Below are 15,958 nucleotides of genomic sequence, written 5' to 3' on the forward strand. Positions count from 1 at the left end.
AAATATTGAAATGCAGAATCTTAATCCTGTTCAAAACAGAAGTCTATTTTTCATTTTCACTTTTTTGCAAAATTCACTCGCATGGATGTCTCCTCTGAAAACAAGATTAAAAGAACAAAAGCGCAGGCGCTTCGTTCAGGCCCGTACAAACTGGACTGTTACGGTTGTGATATAGGAAACACGGCGACGGAGGAGCCGGTGTTGACTTATCGTACTTCGGATAAGGGAAGTTTGATAGGGCCTAAGCGCCGGAGCTAGACACAAAAGCGGAGGCGGCTCGTTCTGGCCCGACAAGAAAGGTGCGGCGCTGCAGGTGGACGCTCTTTGTCCACCGGAAGTGACTGACTTATGTCTCGAGGGCCAAGCCGCCGGAGCTAGACGTAGCAACACAAAGTTAGTAGTTATCCACAGCTTTCCACTTTTATAATTTCCTAAACGAAGCACAAAAAATAGGTGGGAACGTCCCACCTATTTTAGTACCTACTCTTTTTTAATTGGTATTTTTAACACTTGGCCTTCTTTTATATCGTTATTAATTAGTCCATTATAATCTCGGATAATTTTTTCTCCATGTCTGCCGTTATAATATTTCATCGAAATACGATATAAAGTTTCTTCTTTTTCAACAGTGTGATATTTAATTTCTACATTGTCTTCAATTTTTTGTCGGTCAATAACCTTTTCTTCTTTTTTCGGCTCTGCTTCAGATTTCGGATCTTTCGTATTATTATTCGAGTTGTTTCCACTGTCTTTCGGATTGCTTATCGAACTATCAGTCTGTTTATCTACTATAACAACTTCCTCATCCTTTTCTTCATCCTTTTTATCTTCTTGTGAAGGTTGGCTCGTTGGCTTACTAATTTGAATTTGTTCTGCCATTCGATTTTCCGTTGGAAGTATTTTAGAAAGGATGGAATTCCCTTTTTGTTGCTGTGTAACCGCAAGTATTACAATTGGTATTAATAAAAATGAAATAAAAACTAATCTGACGATAGGATAATGTATTTTCCATTTTGTTTTTTTCTTCTTATCAGCATGAACCTTACTTCGAGGTGGATATGCCTTTTTTATTTTTGCCTTATCTCGTAACTCTGAAGCTTGATCCTTCGTTTCCTTTTTCTTATCCATTAGAACCACCCCCATTATTATTTAATTTATTCTTTATATAATCGCTTCGAATTTTTAACGCCAGTAATAAATCGATAATAAAATGGGCCCAAATCGTAACGAAAAGGCTTCCTGTTATTTCATACACATATCCAAGTAAAAAACTTAAAACTACGACAGAAACTAACAACAACCAAACTTTTAAATACCGAACATGTAAGAGCGCAAATAAAATACTAGCAAACAATAATCCAAAATGTGTTTGAATGACACCCCTAAACAAAAATTCTTCTGCCACTGCAATTATAAACGTTAACAAAATAATGTGTGGTACACTTCTCCGTTGGAACATTTTTTCATTTATGCCACCATCGTCAAATAAGCTCTTCGGTACATACTTCATCAAAAAAAGATCAATGAAAACAACGGCTATCCCTATAATAGAACCAATAACAAAGATGTCATATATATTTATTATCCAAATGGATAAAAAATCACTCCATCCGTCAAATAAGAAAAATGCTAAAACAATTCCTATCAATAGAAAAAGAAATTGCGAAAAGTATAAATGTTTGATTAGCTCTTTGTCTGTCATTTGTTTAACTAATTCAGCTTGTTTGTTATTCATTTTGAGTTTCCTTTTCAAATAAGTACGTTAGTCTATCACGCCAATTAAAAGTTTGTTTTTCACTCTTTTCCTTTTCTTGAATCTTATAATCGGTAATGTTTATTCCACAAATATCACAGCATGGAGTAGCAGCAAAATGTGAGCTATCTTGAAAATATTCGAGTAATGCTTTTCTTCTACACTCTATTTGTCGAATCCAGGATAAGAAATAATTTAGTTTATTTTGTTTTAAAATGTTTCTTCCGTCAATCTTTTTTTTCAAGCTTTCAAGAAGTTTTAGTCCATTATCTTTACCGATTGTTCCTTCCACTTCAATAAAACTTGTAATATGATAAGCAAGAAAGCGCCAATAAACTTCTTTAATATTCATTTCTTCTACAAAAAATGTTTCCATGTCTTTCGTTAATGTTGAAATGCTTCCCCATAATGTAAAGATTTGCTTCAAAACAAATTGTACAGTCGCCTCATCAGGTAGTTCATTTTGAATGATTAATTGCGGCAAGTATTGATCTTCTTCCGTATGAAGAAGAATTGCAATACTTTTTTCACCATCCCTTCCGGCTCTACCAATCTCCTGAACATACGATTCCATTTGTGTTGGTATATGATAATGGATAACAAAACGAATATTTTGCTTATTCACTCCCATCCCAAAAGCACTCGTACTACATATTATCGATATGTTTCCTAACAAAAATTGTTGCTGAATTAATATTCTTTGTTCTTGTGGGATGCCAGCATGATAAAACTCTACACCATCAATACCATTTTCTTGAAGAAATAATGCCATTTCTTCCGCTTTTGTTCTACTCGAAAAATAAATGATGCCTGGCCCTTGTAAAGTTTGACAATAGTTTAACAATTGACTATCTTTATGAGATTCATTTTCGCACGCTTCTACTTGAATAGCTATGTTAGGGCGATCAACTGAATATATATGTTCCTTTGGGTTTTGTAACTGTAGTATATGTTTTATATCTTTTATTACTTCCTCCGTAGCGGTTGCAGTAAGAGCTAAACAAGGTGGACTGCCTAATTGCTCACGGATTAACCCAAGCTTTAAATAATCTGTTCGAAAATCATGACCCCATTGCGACACACAATGAGCCTCATCTACTACAAAAAGAGCAATTTTTAATTGAAGTAATTTTTTTTGCCATAACGTGGATTGTAGCATTTCTGGAGAAATAAAAATATACTTAACATTTAAAGAATGCTTTAATAACCTTTCTCTTTCTTGAAAAGTTAAAAATGAATTAATTGCAATTACATCCTTGAGACCATTTGATCTCATTTGTTGAACTTGATCTTCCATAAGGCTTAATAGTGGAGAAACGATTATAATAGTACCGTCCAAAATAAAACCAGGTAGTTGATAGCATAAAGATTTTCCACCACCAGTAGGTAGCAGTGCAAGAACATCGTTTTCTGAGACCACGTCCTTTATTATTGCTTCTTGACCTGGACGAAAGTTAGCGTATCCAACTTTATCTTTTACTAGTTCTAGTAAGTTCAACATTATCACCCATTCTGCTTAAAACCAATCTTATTTGGAAATATGAAATATCATCTTTGTTAATCGCTTCTTTTATCTTCTTAAGTTGCTTTGTACGTAGATGATACATTTTTTCTTGTATTTCCCTCACTTGTTCTTCGTTTATAAACGGAGCGATCGAGAATTCTGGGAAATTCATTGTAATTTCAACGATATGATCTTCAATAGTACTCTCTTTTAAATTTCGTATTACCGCGATTTCTTCAATTGTATAATTTTTTTGAATAAGTTGCATCGTTGTTTGTGTAGTTTTTGTTAATTGTGTCATTGGTGAAATAAGATCGTTACATATACTTGATAGCACAGGAAATTTACTTGGTTCAGCCTTTAGTGTATGTAAAATAGAATGTATACAAGCTTGAAAAAGGATTGAAGCCCAAATTGAGTCTATATTCCACTTTCTAGCTGCTTGTTGAATTGTATTTCCTGCAGTACTATAACCCGATAATTGTATAACAAATAAATTAGCTTGTAATTGTGGTTGATTTTTTAATATTAATTCTGTTTCAACTTTTAGTTTTTGAGCTAATTCTTCCTTACTCCACATTTTTAAAAATTGTTTTACAAATAATTGAATTTCAAAATCATATTGAATAGGAATAAAATTTCCGTTCCCGCGAATTAAATTTGATATCGTTTGTGTAATTAGCGTATATCGCTTCCAAAAGATCATCCATTTATCACGATATTCCCAGCCGTTTAAAGAATGTGGTAGCGGATTGGCTTTTATCCACTCATTTAAAATGTTCACACCTTTTTCCGTAACACTGTAACGTTCTTCACTTTGATTAATAAAATTATGATATAGGAGATAGTTAACTGCTTCTTGAAGATCTTCTCTTGCAATTGTTGGAAAAATACCAAATAACGGATACAAAGTATATAGTTTGGCATCTTGAATTGTTTGGGAAGATTTTTTTCCTTTTAGTAAATGATATATAGCAGAGATAGATCTTTCTCCATGAAAACGATGGATACAATATAAAATAACAAATAAAAAAGTATTCATATTGAAAATTTCAACACCTTTATCCAATAAGTCGGATTATAATTTCATTTCCTATAACACCATTCTATCAAAAAAATAATCTTTTTTGGACGTAGTTGTATGGTTGTACCGGTATTAATTAGCAAAAACCCTTATTTGATAAGCATTCTCAATACTTTTCTATTGAAAAGTTTATAAAAGAGTTTTACAATGTTTATGAGAATACGTTTCCAAATATTATTTGGATCCATTATACAGTGAAAACTTTGGGAGGTTTATTTTTCATGGCAAAATACACAATTGTAGACAAAGAAACTTGTATCGCATGTGGTGCTTGTGGCGCTGCTGCTCCAGACATTTATGATTACGACGATGAAGGCATTGCATTCGTAACATTAGACGATAACCAAGGAATTGTTGAAATTCCAGAAGTATTGGAAGAAGATATGATGGACGCATTTGAAGGTTGTCCTACTGATTCTATTAAAATTGCTGATGAGCCATTTGATGGTGACGCGTTAAAATTTGAATAGTATAAGTAAACGGGAATGTCCTAAAAGTCAGTAGAAACTGACTTTTAGGACTTTTTTGTTCCCTACCCTTATAATGATTTAAAAATTCAATTAGTAGTAAGTGTAAAATTTTCTATGAGTATAGATTAGATTGTGGTTTATGAAAAGAATACAAACAAAACAGTGGAGAAACGATTCGTTTTCCCACTGTTTTATGATTTATTGAATTATTGGTCAATCCTGCATTTCTTAAGATGAAACAGGTTTAACATACATCTCTTTCGTTAGCCAGTGAGATAATTTTTTATATAGTAAAGCAAAAATAACTCCTACTAGTATGCCTTTAATAATGTTAAATGGCAGTACTCCATATACAATTGATTGGATAACAATGGAGGAAGGTTCAGCTGGCCACCCCATAAAAATAGTGTATGCAGGTAAAAAGACAAAGTAGTTTAGAATACTCATAAAAACAGCCATTGAGAATGTTCCAGCTACAAGTCCTACCGCCAACCCTTTCATTGACCGTACCTTATTAAATACAAAATATGTCGGTAACACAAATAATACTCCTGCAGTAAAATTAGCGAATTGTCCAATTGGAATACCCGTCATACTTCCTTGCGCTAAATAGTTTAAAAGATTTTTTATTGCAATAACAGTAATACCGGCAACTGGGCCGAAAATAAATGAAGCAATTATAGCCGGAATATCACTAAAATCTACAGACAAATATGCTGGTAGCGGTGGAATCGGAAAACTTAAAAACATTAACACGTAAGCAATTCCACTTAACATTCCAATTAAGACAAACTTCTTTACTGATTTTTCTCTCTTCACGTTGTTTCTCTCCCTCTCATCAAGACCCATCTCGATTGAAAAGGAAGTTCAAAGCACCTGAGTATCATTTACATTCCATTTTTTCTCCAAAATAAAAACCCATTTATTGTGAAAATAAATGGGAGACGAACTCAAATAGACGTACAAGCATTTCTTTTTGCACGCTTTGAACCTCCATCTTCTCCCATCCAGACTATACTGTCGGTTTTGGAATCTCACCAAATCAGCCCTTTTACAGGCTCACGGACTAAGAGTTAACAACATTAACTCAACACCGCCGGTCGGGAATTACACCCTGCCCCGAAGATGAATCGTATTATATTTTAAAATACAATACTAATATACTATAATAATGCTAAAATAGGAAGGAAGAAGACTTGAGCTATTTATTTTATGTTTATTTTATTTTCAATATTTGATTTGGATAAAGGAATTCATGTGATAAATCATTTAAAGTAACTAGAAAGTCTACCTCTACATCCAATGAATCCGCAATATCTTCTATTGTTTCTCCGCTTTGTACCACATAAGTATCCTCATCATAAATAAAGATTTCTTGTCCAGGAAAGATAAGGTCGCTCTTTAGATCATTCCATTCCATAATGGAAGCAACTGTAACTTGCTCGACTTGTGCAATATCCCAAAGTGTATCATTTTTCTTAATGGTAATTGTTTTTTTAATTTTTTGCTGTTTTACTTCCTCAAATTCTATTAATTTCTTATCTTGCATCGTCCATGGTGAGAATAATATCTTTCTTTCCCTTTCATCTGTTTCTTGCTCTAATACAAAATAATCCAACGGGTTTACCGCATTCGTTCTACTGCTGTTCCATTCTCCGTTATGTAACTCAAAATGCAAATGAGGTCCTGTTGAATTGCCTGTAGAGCCAACCGTTCCAATTATTTCACCTTTTTTTACTTCAGTCCCTTCAACAACAAATCTTTTATGCAAATGAGCATATAATGTTTCTAATCCGTTTTCATGTTTCACCATAATAACATTACCATATGAACCTCTATAGCCTGAAAAATACACGATCCCATCATTAGCGGCCATTATAGCGGTACCAGTAGGAGCAGCAATATCCACTCCTTTATGTGTTCCACCTCTTGTACCAAAGTAATCAGTAAACCTACCCTCGTCTAATTGTAAGGGCCACTGCCAAGTCTTTATATCTCTAAGTACATTATGTTCTGTTTCTGCTTTCACACTTGTTCCACCGATAAACAATAGAAAGATACAAAGTGCCATTACTATGACGACCGCCAAGCGTTCTATTAAATTATTCATAATGTCCTCCTACAATAAAGAAAGTTGTTAGATGATATGTACGCTTGGTCTAAAATATGACAGGCTTTCGTTTAATTGTGTCAAAAATACTACTTTTACAACACAATGATTTCCATAATCGTAAAATGTAGGAATAAAAAAGTAGCAAACCAAGGTTGGTTTGCTACTTTTTTTAGTTCATAGGATTTGCAGCTAATGGTACCGAAAGTGGAACATTTAAACGAATCGAACCAATCATATCAGCGTTAGGATAATTAAATTGTATTTGCTCGAATCCAAAGTCTCTCGCCGTTAACATTAATGCTTGGAGAGCTGTTGAATGTTCTTCTGTATTTTCTAATGCAAGGCTATTATCAAAAGAAATAGTTACCATTTCTTCATCATTGGTTATCACTTGGTCTACTCTCATACTAGCTGGAATCGATGGAAATACGTAATTAATATTCGGTATTTGGCTCATCGCCTCTACCGCCTCTTGCATAGACTGAAATTCTTCTTTTGAGGCGACTAACAAGCTTTTGCTAACATCATCATTTCTTTGAAATTTAAAATATGCTACTCGCTTAAACGTATCAATCAAATCAAATTCTTTAACATCGTTACCTATTTCAACTCCAGCTTTACCCTCATTTAAATATTCTACTTCAGTAAAGTTGTGCCATCTAAACGTTTCTTGTACCTCTTGGAAAAAAGCGTTCATCTGTGTAGAAGAGTATGCCCGATGTCCTGCATTCATCTCCATAATGACTCTATCATTACCGTCAGTAGCCGTACCTTGAGAGAAAGTAATATTATCATTTAACATTGTATTCATCAGTCCAAATGAAGGTAAATCAATTAAATTTCCTAATTCTTGTCGTAATTCGTTAAATGCTTCTATATACGTTCTATTATTTTTTTGAACAACAAAAGAAAGCGGTAATGTTAGTGGATCATCGGTTCCTTCTAACTCAGCGGAAACGGCCAAAGTAATTACATATTCTTCTGACTGACTAACAGTCGTTACTACATAATTCGGAAAATCATTCGTTGATTGAACGTCAAAAGATTCGTTTTCACTATTTTCTTTATAGTCCGTTACATTAAACGATTCTTCCTCTACAGCGATATCAGCACTACTATCATCAGCATACATCTCCATTGATCCTCCTCTATCTTGAGGGGCATCAAAGGCACTGTTACTATTACTATCCATTTTTTGAAACGTGAAAGGAGAAATGATTGCAAAAAGGAGAATCGCCGCAATTAAAGCTACGCTAGGCATCCAGTTAATACGACGTTTCGGTGAAGTTTCTACCTTTTGCTGAATATTTGCATATATCTCTTCCGCTGAACGCTCATCCGTCATTTTTGGTAATTGATTAAATAACTTCTCCATTTGCTCATCGTCCGTTTTACGATGCATTACTATTTCCCCCTTTCTCCTCTAATTCTTCCATATGGGCTTTTAAGGCTTTAACCGCACGGTGCTGAGTTGTTTTTACTTTACTTTCAGACCAACCTAACACTTGCGCAGTTTCTTGAATAGAGAGAGCTTGAATGTAACGGAGAATAAGAACAATTCGGTGATCCATCTTACATTTATCTAAGCAACGATACAACAATTGAACCTGTTCATTTTTCACAGCTACTTCTTCCGGTAATGGTGCAACATCTTTCACTTGTTGCTTATTCCAATCAAACGTTTCAAGAAGTTTGTTTTTCCATCCCTTTTGTTTTCGAAATGAATCAATAGCTACATGTTTAGCTATCGAAAATAGCCATGTTTTTTCACTACTTTTCCCTTCAAATCGGTCGTATGAGCGTAGAACTTTTATATAAACTTCTTGAACGAGGTCTTCCGCTTGTTCTTTATTTTTCACCATATAAAATAAAAATTGATAGACGTCTTGGTGATATTTTTCATAGAGCTCTTGAAAAACGGCATGCATTCTAAACCCTCCGTTCAATACATTAGTCGAAACTTTTCGTACAAAGTTACATTACAAATATATTACAAAATATTACGAATGACTAGATTTTTTTTAGTACTTTTTGGAAAACTTAAGAAGGCTTTAATAAGATATTTTAAAAGAGCAATAGTTTGGCTTTTTAAAAATTTAAAAAAGAAGCCATAATATATGACTTCTTTTTATATATACTATATAACTAATTTCTAATTATATCTACTGTTTATTATACGATTGCACCATAAACGAAGCTTCTCTTTTTATGATCGGGGATAGAATAGGATATAACACTATAAAGAATACGATATTTCCAATTGCATGATTAAAGTCAAACGGTAATCCCGCTAAGTAATACGGCCAAAACAATTTACCTATAATCAGGCGTTCTAGCGACATGATCAAACCAAAGAGCATGCCGCAAAATCCAGCGTACGTTGCAAGTAACCATATGGGCAATTTCTTAAATTTCATCCCAATGAGACCTGAAAGTACTCCAATTATGGACCACGCAATTATTTGAAGTAACGTCCAAGTACCACTACCTAAAAATAAGTTAGAAACAAATGCTGTTCCAGCAGCAAGTATGATACCGTTTTGAGGCCCCATCAAAAGGCAGCAAATAATAATGATTGCTGTAACAGGCTGTACATTAGGAACCGAGGAAAACACCATTCTACCTACTACACATAACGCTATTAATAAGCCTAATAAAGCAATTTTTCTTGTGCTCATTAGCCTTCATACTTTGAATAGTTAAATTCAATAACATCGCCATCTTTTAACACATATTCGTTTGCGCCAACTAAGACTTCTTCATTATTTGCTGTATAAATCCAAAAGTAATTATTCTCGTAATCCGATTCAATACCGTTAATTCCTACAATAAATGCACCACTGTCGTCTGTTGTTAATTCAAAGTGCTCATGCATTACATCTATCAGTGTTTCTCCTTCTTCAAACTGCAATGCCTCTTCACTTATTACTTCTTCCCCGTTATCTTTTACTAATTTAATCGTTACTTTGTTTACTTCTTCATTTTGTTCTACTCCAGCATTTGCGTTGTTATTTGTATTATTTGTGTTGTCTGCTGCACACCCCGTCACAATAAGAGATATTGCAACTAATAAACTAATCCAAATTTTTTTCATCACGTAATTCCCATCCTTTTATATATTATGAAAAAAAATAAATAGCTCATCCTTAAAGGATGAGCTATAAAACGACAACAATGAGGAATTCACCTTCTGCAGCAGGTTCAATACCATATTGTCGTTTCAGCTACTCATACCCCGAAGCTTCGAAACTTGTAAGTTCATTGGCAGGTCTACTGACTTATGCTTCTTCCTACTTTGAGCCTTCCCGTATGACGAACTCTCATTCCATACATACAGTGGTTACCTCATTTCGTCCACATTTACAGTTGCGGGGACAGTTTTGGATTCGCACCAAATTCCCTTTTAAGCCACAGTGTGACACCAATTTACTTATAATTATTAAGTTTATGAATACAGTACCATCTTACACAAAGAAGTATAAAATGACAAGAAAAATTGTTTCATAATAAACAAGATTATTCGGTACAACTTAACAAATTATTGCACAGTTCGTGGAATAACGAGAGAAAATGTCGTTCCCTCATTTAGTTTAGAATGTACACCTATTGAGCCGTTATGTGACTCTATTATATTTTTAACAATCGACAATCCTAAACCTGTTCCAGATCTACCTCTAGTTCTAGCCTTGTCCGCTTTATAGAAGCGTTCAAATACAAATGGTATATCTTCTTCTGGTATGCCTTGTCCAGTATCTTGTACATCTACTTTCATTCCAAGCTCTCCAAGCTCAACTCGAATCGTGATACTACCACCTGAATCTGTGTGACGTAGTGCATTATCAATTAAGTTAGTAAAAACTTGTTCCATTTTATCTACATCAAAATCAACTAGCGTGTCCCCAATTATTTCTGAATGAAGATCTACCATTTTCTCTTTAGCAAGACCATGAAACTTTCGAATCATTTTATCAAAAAACTCTTCCACTTCAACTTGTTCCCTGTTCACGGTGCTATGTCCAGACTCTAATCTAGCTAAATCAAGTAGGTCATTTACTAACCTCCCCATACGAAGTGACTCATCATAAATAACGGAGGCAAGTTCTTTCTTTTCTTCTTCGCTACCAGCAATATCATCCACTATTGCTTCACTATATCCTTGAAGCATTGAAATTGGCGTACGTAACTCGTGAGAAACGTTAGCGATAAATCCTTCTCTTAATTTATCTAAACGTCTTTCTTCCGTCATATCACGAATGACAGCTACTGCACCACGCACGTGGGTATTATTATATAAAGGACTCATGACGATTACCCAAGTTCTCCCCTGGTAGGTAAGTTCCATACTTTGCTCTCTTTCAAAGTTGACGACCCGTTGAAACATCTCTTTTATTTCATGAGGTAATTGTTCCCGCGTATCACTACCTTCTTGGTAAAACCATGCTTGCAAGAAACGTTCAGCAGGCGGATTCGTTATTAATATTGTCCCATCACGATTTAGCGTTATTACTCCATCTGCCATACTACTTAATATGTTTGCCAAATGTTCTTTTTCTTGATTAAGTGCATTTAAGTTAAACTTTAATTGTCTTCCCATTTGATTAAACGCCATCGCAAGTTCACCGATTTCATCATACGTTAAGATCGGAACTTTCGTGTCAAACTTACCTCTCGCTACTTCAAAAGCAGCCTCCCTCATTTTCCTTAATGGCGAGGTTACTCTTGATATTAAGAAAAACGCAAAAATGGTTGTAAGGAAAATAGCAATCCCCGCGGATATTAAAATAAGTTGTGTTGTTTGGTTCGTCGTTTCTTTAATCGCTGTTAACGATTGGTACATATAAACTGCGCCATCTTCTACACCATCAATATGAAGTGGGGTACCAACAATCATCATTTCTCCAAAAGCTTCTGATTCAGAATCTAAATCGGGTGAGTATGATTTTTTCGTTACAATTGTATGATCAAGGAAAACTTGGGAAAGTTCCTCATCTTCTCGGAAAAATTCGCTAGGTAAAACAGCATCTGTCTCATCTGTTGGGGAATGCCAGTAATGATCCTTGTCTGAAAAAATAATTACTCGAGAAACATCATCCGCAAGTTGCCAAGCAATTGATTTTGCCAGTTCAAAATCTTCATGTTCCTCTACAATCATCGATATTTTTCTACCTAACTGTGTTAATTCTCTTTCCGCCTCATTTACATGGTAGTTCTCGAAAAACTCTAATAACAATATTGTTAAAATAAATAATACAAACGTAAAAAGAAGTAAAATGGTAAGCCAAAGCTTACCTACAACACTTTTCCAAATCATGACTCATTGCCAGCCTCAAACTTATAACCTACACCCCAAACTGTAACAATCATTTTTGCTGCATGTTCGGATACTTTATTTAATTTTTCTCTTAACCTCTTTACATGAGTATCTACTGTACGTAAATCACCAAAGAACTCATATTGCCAAACTTCCTTTAATAGTTGCTCTCGATCAAAAACTTTGTCCGGTGATTTTGCTAAAAAATATAAAAGCTCGTACTCTTTAGGGGTTAAGTTAACATCTTTTCCGTCAGCACTTACTCTATGTGCATCATTATCTATTGTTAAATGAGGGTATACAATAATATCTTTTGAAGATGTTTCTGTATTTAAAAAGCTTGTTGATGACGCGCGGCGTAAAAGCGCTTTAACTCTAAGCACTACCTCACGTGGGCTGAACGGTTTAACGATATAATCGTCCGTACCAACTTCAAAACCTTGAACACGATTTGCTTCTTCTCCTTTAGCAGTTAACATAATTACTGGTGTTGCTTTTTTCTCTCGCAATTCTTTACAAACTTCCATGCCGTCCATTCCTGGCATCATAAGGTCTAGTAATATAACGTCATAATCATTCTCTAAAGCTAACGATAATGCGTCCTCACCATTATCTGCTTCTTCGATTACATAATTTTCTCTTTCTAGATACATTTTCAAAAGTCGACGAATTCGTTCTTCATCATCGACTACTAATATTTTATACTCTTGTTCCATCTTTCCATCCTCCTAATTTTCATACTAGTTCCGTATCATTAAGTACTCTTTCCTATTGTATCTAATATTTCTTCACAACGTCTAGCAAAGTCAGTGCTTGAGTAAATTATCCTTATATTAATGTAAGCCTCCACATATGATGTGAAGGCTTATGAAATTATTCATCTAATCAGTTTAATCTACATCGCGTAAGAGTGTAGTCCGGCAATAATTAAGTTTACTCCAATTAAGTTAAACATAATAATAGCAAATCCAACTAAGGCAAGCCAAGCCGATTTTTCTCCGTGCCAGCCTTTTCCAATACGTAAGTGTAGATATGCTGCATAAAATAGCCATGTGATCAATGCCCAAACTTCCTTCGGGTCCCAACCCCAAAATCTAGTCCATGCAATTTGAGCCCAAATCATAGCAAAGATTAATCCGCCTAGTGTAAAAACTGGGAAACCTATAGCAACAGAGCGATAACCAATTTCGTCTGCAACATCAAGGTTTACTCTTCTTACTGCTGGTTTTAGTAAAACTCCTAGAGGTTTTCTAAATAATAATCTTATAAGTACATATAAAATAGCTCCTGTAATAATAGACCAAATAACTGTATTCAATTTTTGTGTATGAATAATAGCTGGTAAACTTACAAGAGGGTTCATTCTATCTTCTGTAAGTAATTCCCCTTGGTTTGGACCAACTAACGGAGGAAGCACGTATTCAACCGTTGCCTCTGCTCCACGTTTATCAATATATTTGAAGTTTGCTTCATAATCCATCGAACTAAAAATAACCGTAATAACAACAAAACCAATAAATACAACAAGCGTAAATAATGAAAATTCAAGCCAAAAAGGTTTTTTTCCTTTTTTACTGTAATCCACTACTTTTATTAAATAAATTAGTCCAGCTACGAAGCTCATTCCTAGTATTGCAATTCCTAAACTCGTTGTAATAACGTGAATCGGTAACCAATGAGATTGCAATGCTGGAATTAATGGAGTTATATCGGACGGAAACATACTTGCAAATGCAATTAGTATTAAAGCAATTGGTAATGCAAATAATCCTAATGTACTTGTTTTATAAATAAAGTAAAGTACGATGAATGCAAGAACAATCGTCATCCCAAAAAATGTAGTAAATTCATATAAGTTACTAACAGGAGCATGTCCTCCAGCAATCCATCTTGTTATAAAATATCCTAAATGAGCAACAAATCCCACAATCGTAATAGAAATGGCTAATTTTGACCATTTGCTTCCTTCTTTCGATTTTAAAGCTCCACCGAAGAAAGCGGTACCTATCAGATATAGAAGAAATGCTGCATATAGCAAGTTACCACTTAACTGTGCCATAGTAATCACCCTTTTAAATTAAGTTTTATCATTTTCTGAATTCTTTTCTTCTTCTGTTTGGTCAATAGGTATTGAAATTTTTGAATGCTCCAACGCCTTAGAAATATCTTTCTTCAGACCAAACCAGTTTTTATTCGTATGTGCGGCAAGCCACACTTCATTCCCATTTCGTTTTACCCATACACGGCGGTGATTCCAATACATCCCTTGAATAACACCAATCATAAATATAGTTCCGCCTAGACCAAAAATCCAAAGTGTATGATCAACACGAACGGTAAGTCCAGCTGCATTTCTAGTTTCTAATCCTGCAAAAGCCATGCGATATTCGTTATTACCTTCTGGTTCTAAATTTTGCTGAATTGCGACTAAGCTTATTTCTCCCTTTGGTTTATCTGGAGTTATCATTCGGAATACGAATGCTGGATTATTCGGCACTCTTGTTCTAGTTCCTGGTTCCCCTTCGTTTAAAAAGAAGTCAGGAAAATAGTTTACGATTTGGACAGAATAACCGTCACCTAAATCATATAATGTTTCAGGTTTTGTTAAATCTACTGTAATTGTTCCAAAATTTTCATTTGTTTCTTTATTCAATAGATTAAATGACATCGTTTTAAATTCATTTAATTTAAAGTCTACTTGGTATATTCCGAAAGAATCATGTTTTAATGGTTCGTTAACTCTAATGGCATGTTCTTTTACTACACTTAATTCCGGTTCAGCACCGTGAACAATGTCCCCTACTCTTTCATATAATACTGCATTTGTTTGATAATTGGAAACTAGCATACCATTTCCGGCACGTTCAATTGCTTGATTGAACACTTCATCCGTAGATTCCGAATCATAAACTTCCAGTAAGAAACTTTCATTTTCTAAATAATACTGACCGTCTGTACCAGGAATCGATAATAATTCACCTTCTCTTACCCACAATACTTCATCAAGGTACATTCCAGGGACGGATCTTAATATTGCTGCGGCTAAAAAAATAATTAATCCAATATGGTTGACATAAGGACCCCATCTCGAGAAACGGCCTTTTTCTGCTAATATGTTACCGTTTTCTTCACGAATATTATATCCTCGTTTTTTTAACCCTTCTTTAACTATAGCAATCTCATCATCATGAATTTCAACAGTAGTTTTACCGAAAACACGTTGTCTAGTTAAAAAACTATCATGCCTCGTTACTCTTTGATTTTTTAAAGCTTTATACAGTGGAATAACACGGTCTAAACTACAAATGACTAAGGAAATTCCAATAGATGCTACAAGTATTAAGTACCACCATGAACTATATAAATTGTGAAATCCTAACGTATAATACAATTTACCGAAAAAACCGTGTTCCATTTCGTAATATTCACTTGCAGCCATCGTTGGCGGTATGTACATTTCTTGTGGGAAAATGGTTCCGAATGATGAAGCTATTAAAGTAATAACAATTAACCAAACTCCAACTTTTACAGAAGAGAAAAAGTTCCAAATTTTATCAACAATCGTTTTATTATAAGTTTGGGACCTTCTAGCACTTCCTTCGTAAGTCATGTCTAAAAGTTTAGTTTTAGTTTTTTCATTTTCTGTCGGTTTTCCACAAGCTTCACATAAAATTGTACCGTGTGGATTTACATGTCCACACTCACATTTCATTTCATTCATAT

Annotated in this window: 15 protein-coding genes and 2 riboswitches; of the genes, 1 reads left to right on the forward strand and 14 read right to left on the reverse strand. The window is 34.5% G+C overall.

Annotated features, from left to right (window positions below; translation table 11 throughout):
• Window positions 1–480: 480 nt before the first annotated feature.
• Genes O1A01_RS16505 through O1A01_RS16520 form a run of 4 tightly spaced genes read right to left on the reverse strand, consistent with a single transcriptional unit; the run spans window position 481 to window position 4,299 of the window.
• Window positions 481–1,128 (reverse strand): LysM peptidoglycan-binding domain-containing protein, encoded by a 648-nt coding sequence (locus tag O1A01_RS16505; protein ID WP_066418543.1) that lies wholly within the window; start codon window positions 1,126–1,128, stop codon window positions 481–483.
• The gene (locus tag O1A01_RS16510; protein WP_270064503.1) at window positions 1,121–1,735 is read right to left on the reverse strand and encodes a CPBP family intramembrane glutamic endopeptidase; all 615 of its coding nucleotides are present in this window, start codon (window positions 1,733–1,735) and stop codon (window positions 1,121–1,123) included. The genes O1A01_RS16505 and O1A01_RS16510 overlap by 8 nt, the downstream gene beginning before the upstream one ends.
• On the reverse strand, window positions 1,728–3,254 hold the full coding sequence (locus O1A01_RS16515) for a RecQ family ATP-dependent DNA helicase (protein ID WP_270064504.1): 1,527 nt from the start codon (window positions 3,252–3,254) through the stop codon (window positions 1,728–1,730). Before O1A01_RS16515 ends, O1A01_RS16510 begins: the two co-directional genes overlap by 8 nt.
• Window positions 3,223–4,299 carry a YpbB family protein gene (locus tag O1A01_RS16520; protein ID WP_270064505.1) on the reverse strand — a complete coding sequence of 359 codons (1,077 nt, stop codon included), beginning with the start codon at window positions 4,297–4,299 and terminating at the stop codon, window positions 3,223–3,225. Before O1A01_RS16520 ends, O1A01_RS16515 begins: the two co-directional genes overlap by 32 nt.
• Before the next feature lie 263 nt (window positions 4,300–4,562).
• Here O1A01_RS16520 and O1A01_RS16525 point away from each other — a divergent pair, with 263 nt between their 5' ends.
• Window positions 4,563–4,811 carry a ferredoxin gene (locus tag O1A01_RS16525; protein WP_066418550.1) on the forward strand — a complete coding sequence of 83 codons (249 nt, stop codon included), beginning with the start codon at window positions 4,563–4,565 and terminating at the stop codon, window positions 4,809–4,811.
• A gap of 228 nt (window positions 4,812–5,039) precedes the next feature.
• Here the strand turns inward: O1A01_RS16525 and O1A01_RS16530 are convergent, their stop codons facing one another.
• From O1A01_RS16530 to resB, 10 genes are all read right to left on the reverse strand, one after another.
• Window positions 5,040–5,630 carry an ECF transporter S component gene (locus O1A01_RS16530; RefSeq protein ID WP_268874281.1) on the reverse strand — a complete coding sequence of 197 codons (591 nt, stop codon included), beginning with the start codon at window positions 5,628–5,630 and terminating at the stop codon, window positions 5,040–5,042.
• Between the two features lie 172 nt (window positions 5,631–5,802).
• A riboswitch (FMN riboswitch) is annotated at window positions 5,803–5,942 on the reverse strand.
• Between the two features lie 85 nt (window positions 5,943–6,027).
• Window positions 6,028–6,921, reverse strand: coding sequence for a M23 family metallopeptidase (locus O1A01_RS16535; RefSeq protein WP_270064506.1), 894 nt, complete (start codon window positions 6,919–6,921; stop codon window positions 6,028–6,030).
• 172 nt (window positions 6,922–7,093) lie between these two features.
• Window positions 7,094–8,326, reverse strand: coding sequence for a GerMN domain-containing protein (locus O1A01_RS16540; protein ID WP_270064507.1), 1,233 nt, complete (start codon window positions 8,324–8,326; stop codon window positions 7,094–7,096).
• A complete protein-coding gene (gene sigX, locus O1A01_RS16545; RefSeq protein WP_066418562.1) occupies window positions 8,316–8,852 on the reverse strand; it encodes an RNA polymerase sigma factor SigX in 537 nt (178 codons plus the stop codon). The genes O1A01_RS16540 and sigX overlap by 11 nt, the downstream gene beginning before the upstream one ends.
• A gap of 234 nt (window positions 8,853–9,086) precedes the next feature.
• Window positions 9,087–9,602, reverse strand: a complete 516-nt coding sequence (locus O1A01_RS16550) for an ECF transporter S component (protein ID WP_066418563.1) — start codon at window positions 9,600–9,602, stop codon at window positions 9,087–9,089.
• Window positions 9,602–10,018 (reverse strand): DUF4430 domain-containing protein, encoded by a 417-nt coding sequence (locus tag O1A01_RS16555; protein WP_270066428.1) that lies wholly within the window; start codon window positions 10,016–10,018, stop codon window positions 9,602–9,604. The genes O1A01_RS16550 and O1A01_RS16555 overlap by 1 nt, the downstream gene beginning before the upstream one ends.
• Before the next feature lie 152 nt (window positions 10,019–10,170).
• A riboswitch (cobalamin riboswitch) is annotated at window positions 10,171–10,365 on the reverse strand.
• A 97-nt stretch (window positions 10,366–10,462) separates the two neighbouring features.
• Complete coding sequence (locus O1A01_RS16560; RefSeq protein WP_066418570.1) at window positions 10,463–12,235, reverse strand: ATP-binding protein; 1,773 nt, start codon at window positions 12,233–12,235, stop codon at window positions 10,463–10,465.
• A complete protein-coding gene (locus O1A01_RS16565; RefSeq protein WP_066418572.1) occupies window positions 12,232–12,951 on the reverse strand; it encodes a response regulator transcription factor in 720 nt (239 codons plus the stop codon). Before O1A01_RS16565 ends, O1A01_RS16560 begins: the two co-directional genes overlap by 4 nt.
• A 179-nt stretch (window positions 12,952–13,130) precedes the next feature.
• Window positions 13,131–14,294, reverse strand: coding sequence for a c-type cytochrome biogenesis protein CcsB (gene ccsB / locus O1A01_RS16570; protein ID WP_066418574.1), 1,164 nt, complete (start codon window positions 14,292–14,294; stop codon window positions 13,131–13,133).
• Window positions 14,295–14,312: 18 nt separating this feature from the next.
• Window positions 14,313–15,956, reverse strand: coding sequence for a cytochrome c biogenesis protein ResB (gene resB, locus O1A01_RS16575; RefSeq protein ID WP_270064508.1), 1,644 nt, complete (start codon window positions 15,954–15,956; stop codon window positions 14,313–14,315).
• Window positions 15,957–15,958 lie beyond the last annotated feature (2 nt).

It is taken from the genome of Sutcliffiella sp. NC1, from assembly GCF_027594365.1.
GTDB lineage: Bacteria > Bacillota > Bacilli > Bacillales > Bacillaceae_I > Sutcliffiella > Sutcliffiella cohnii.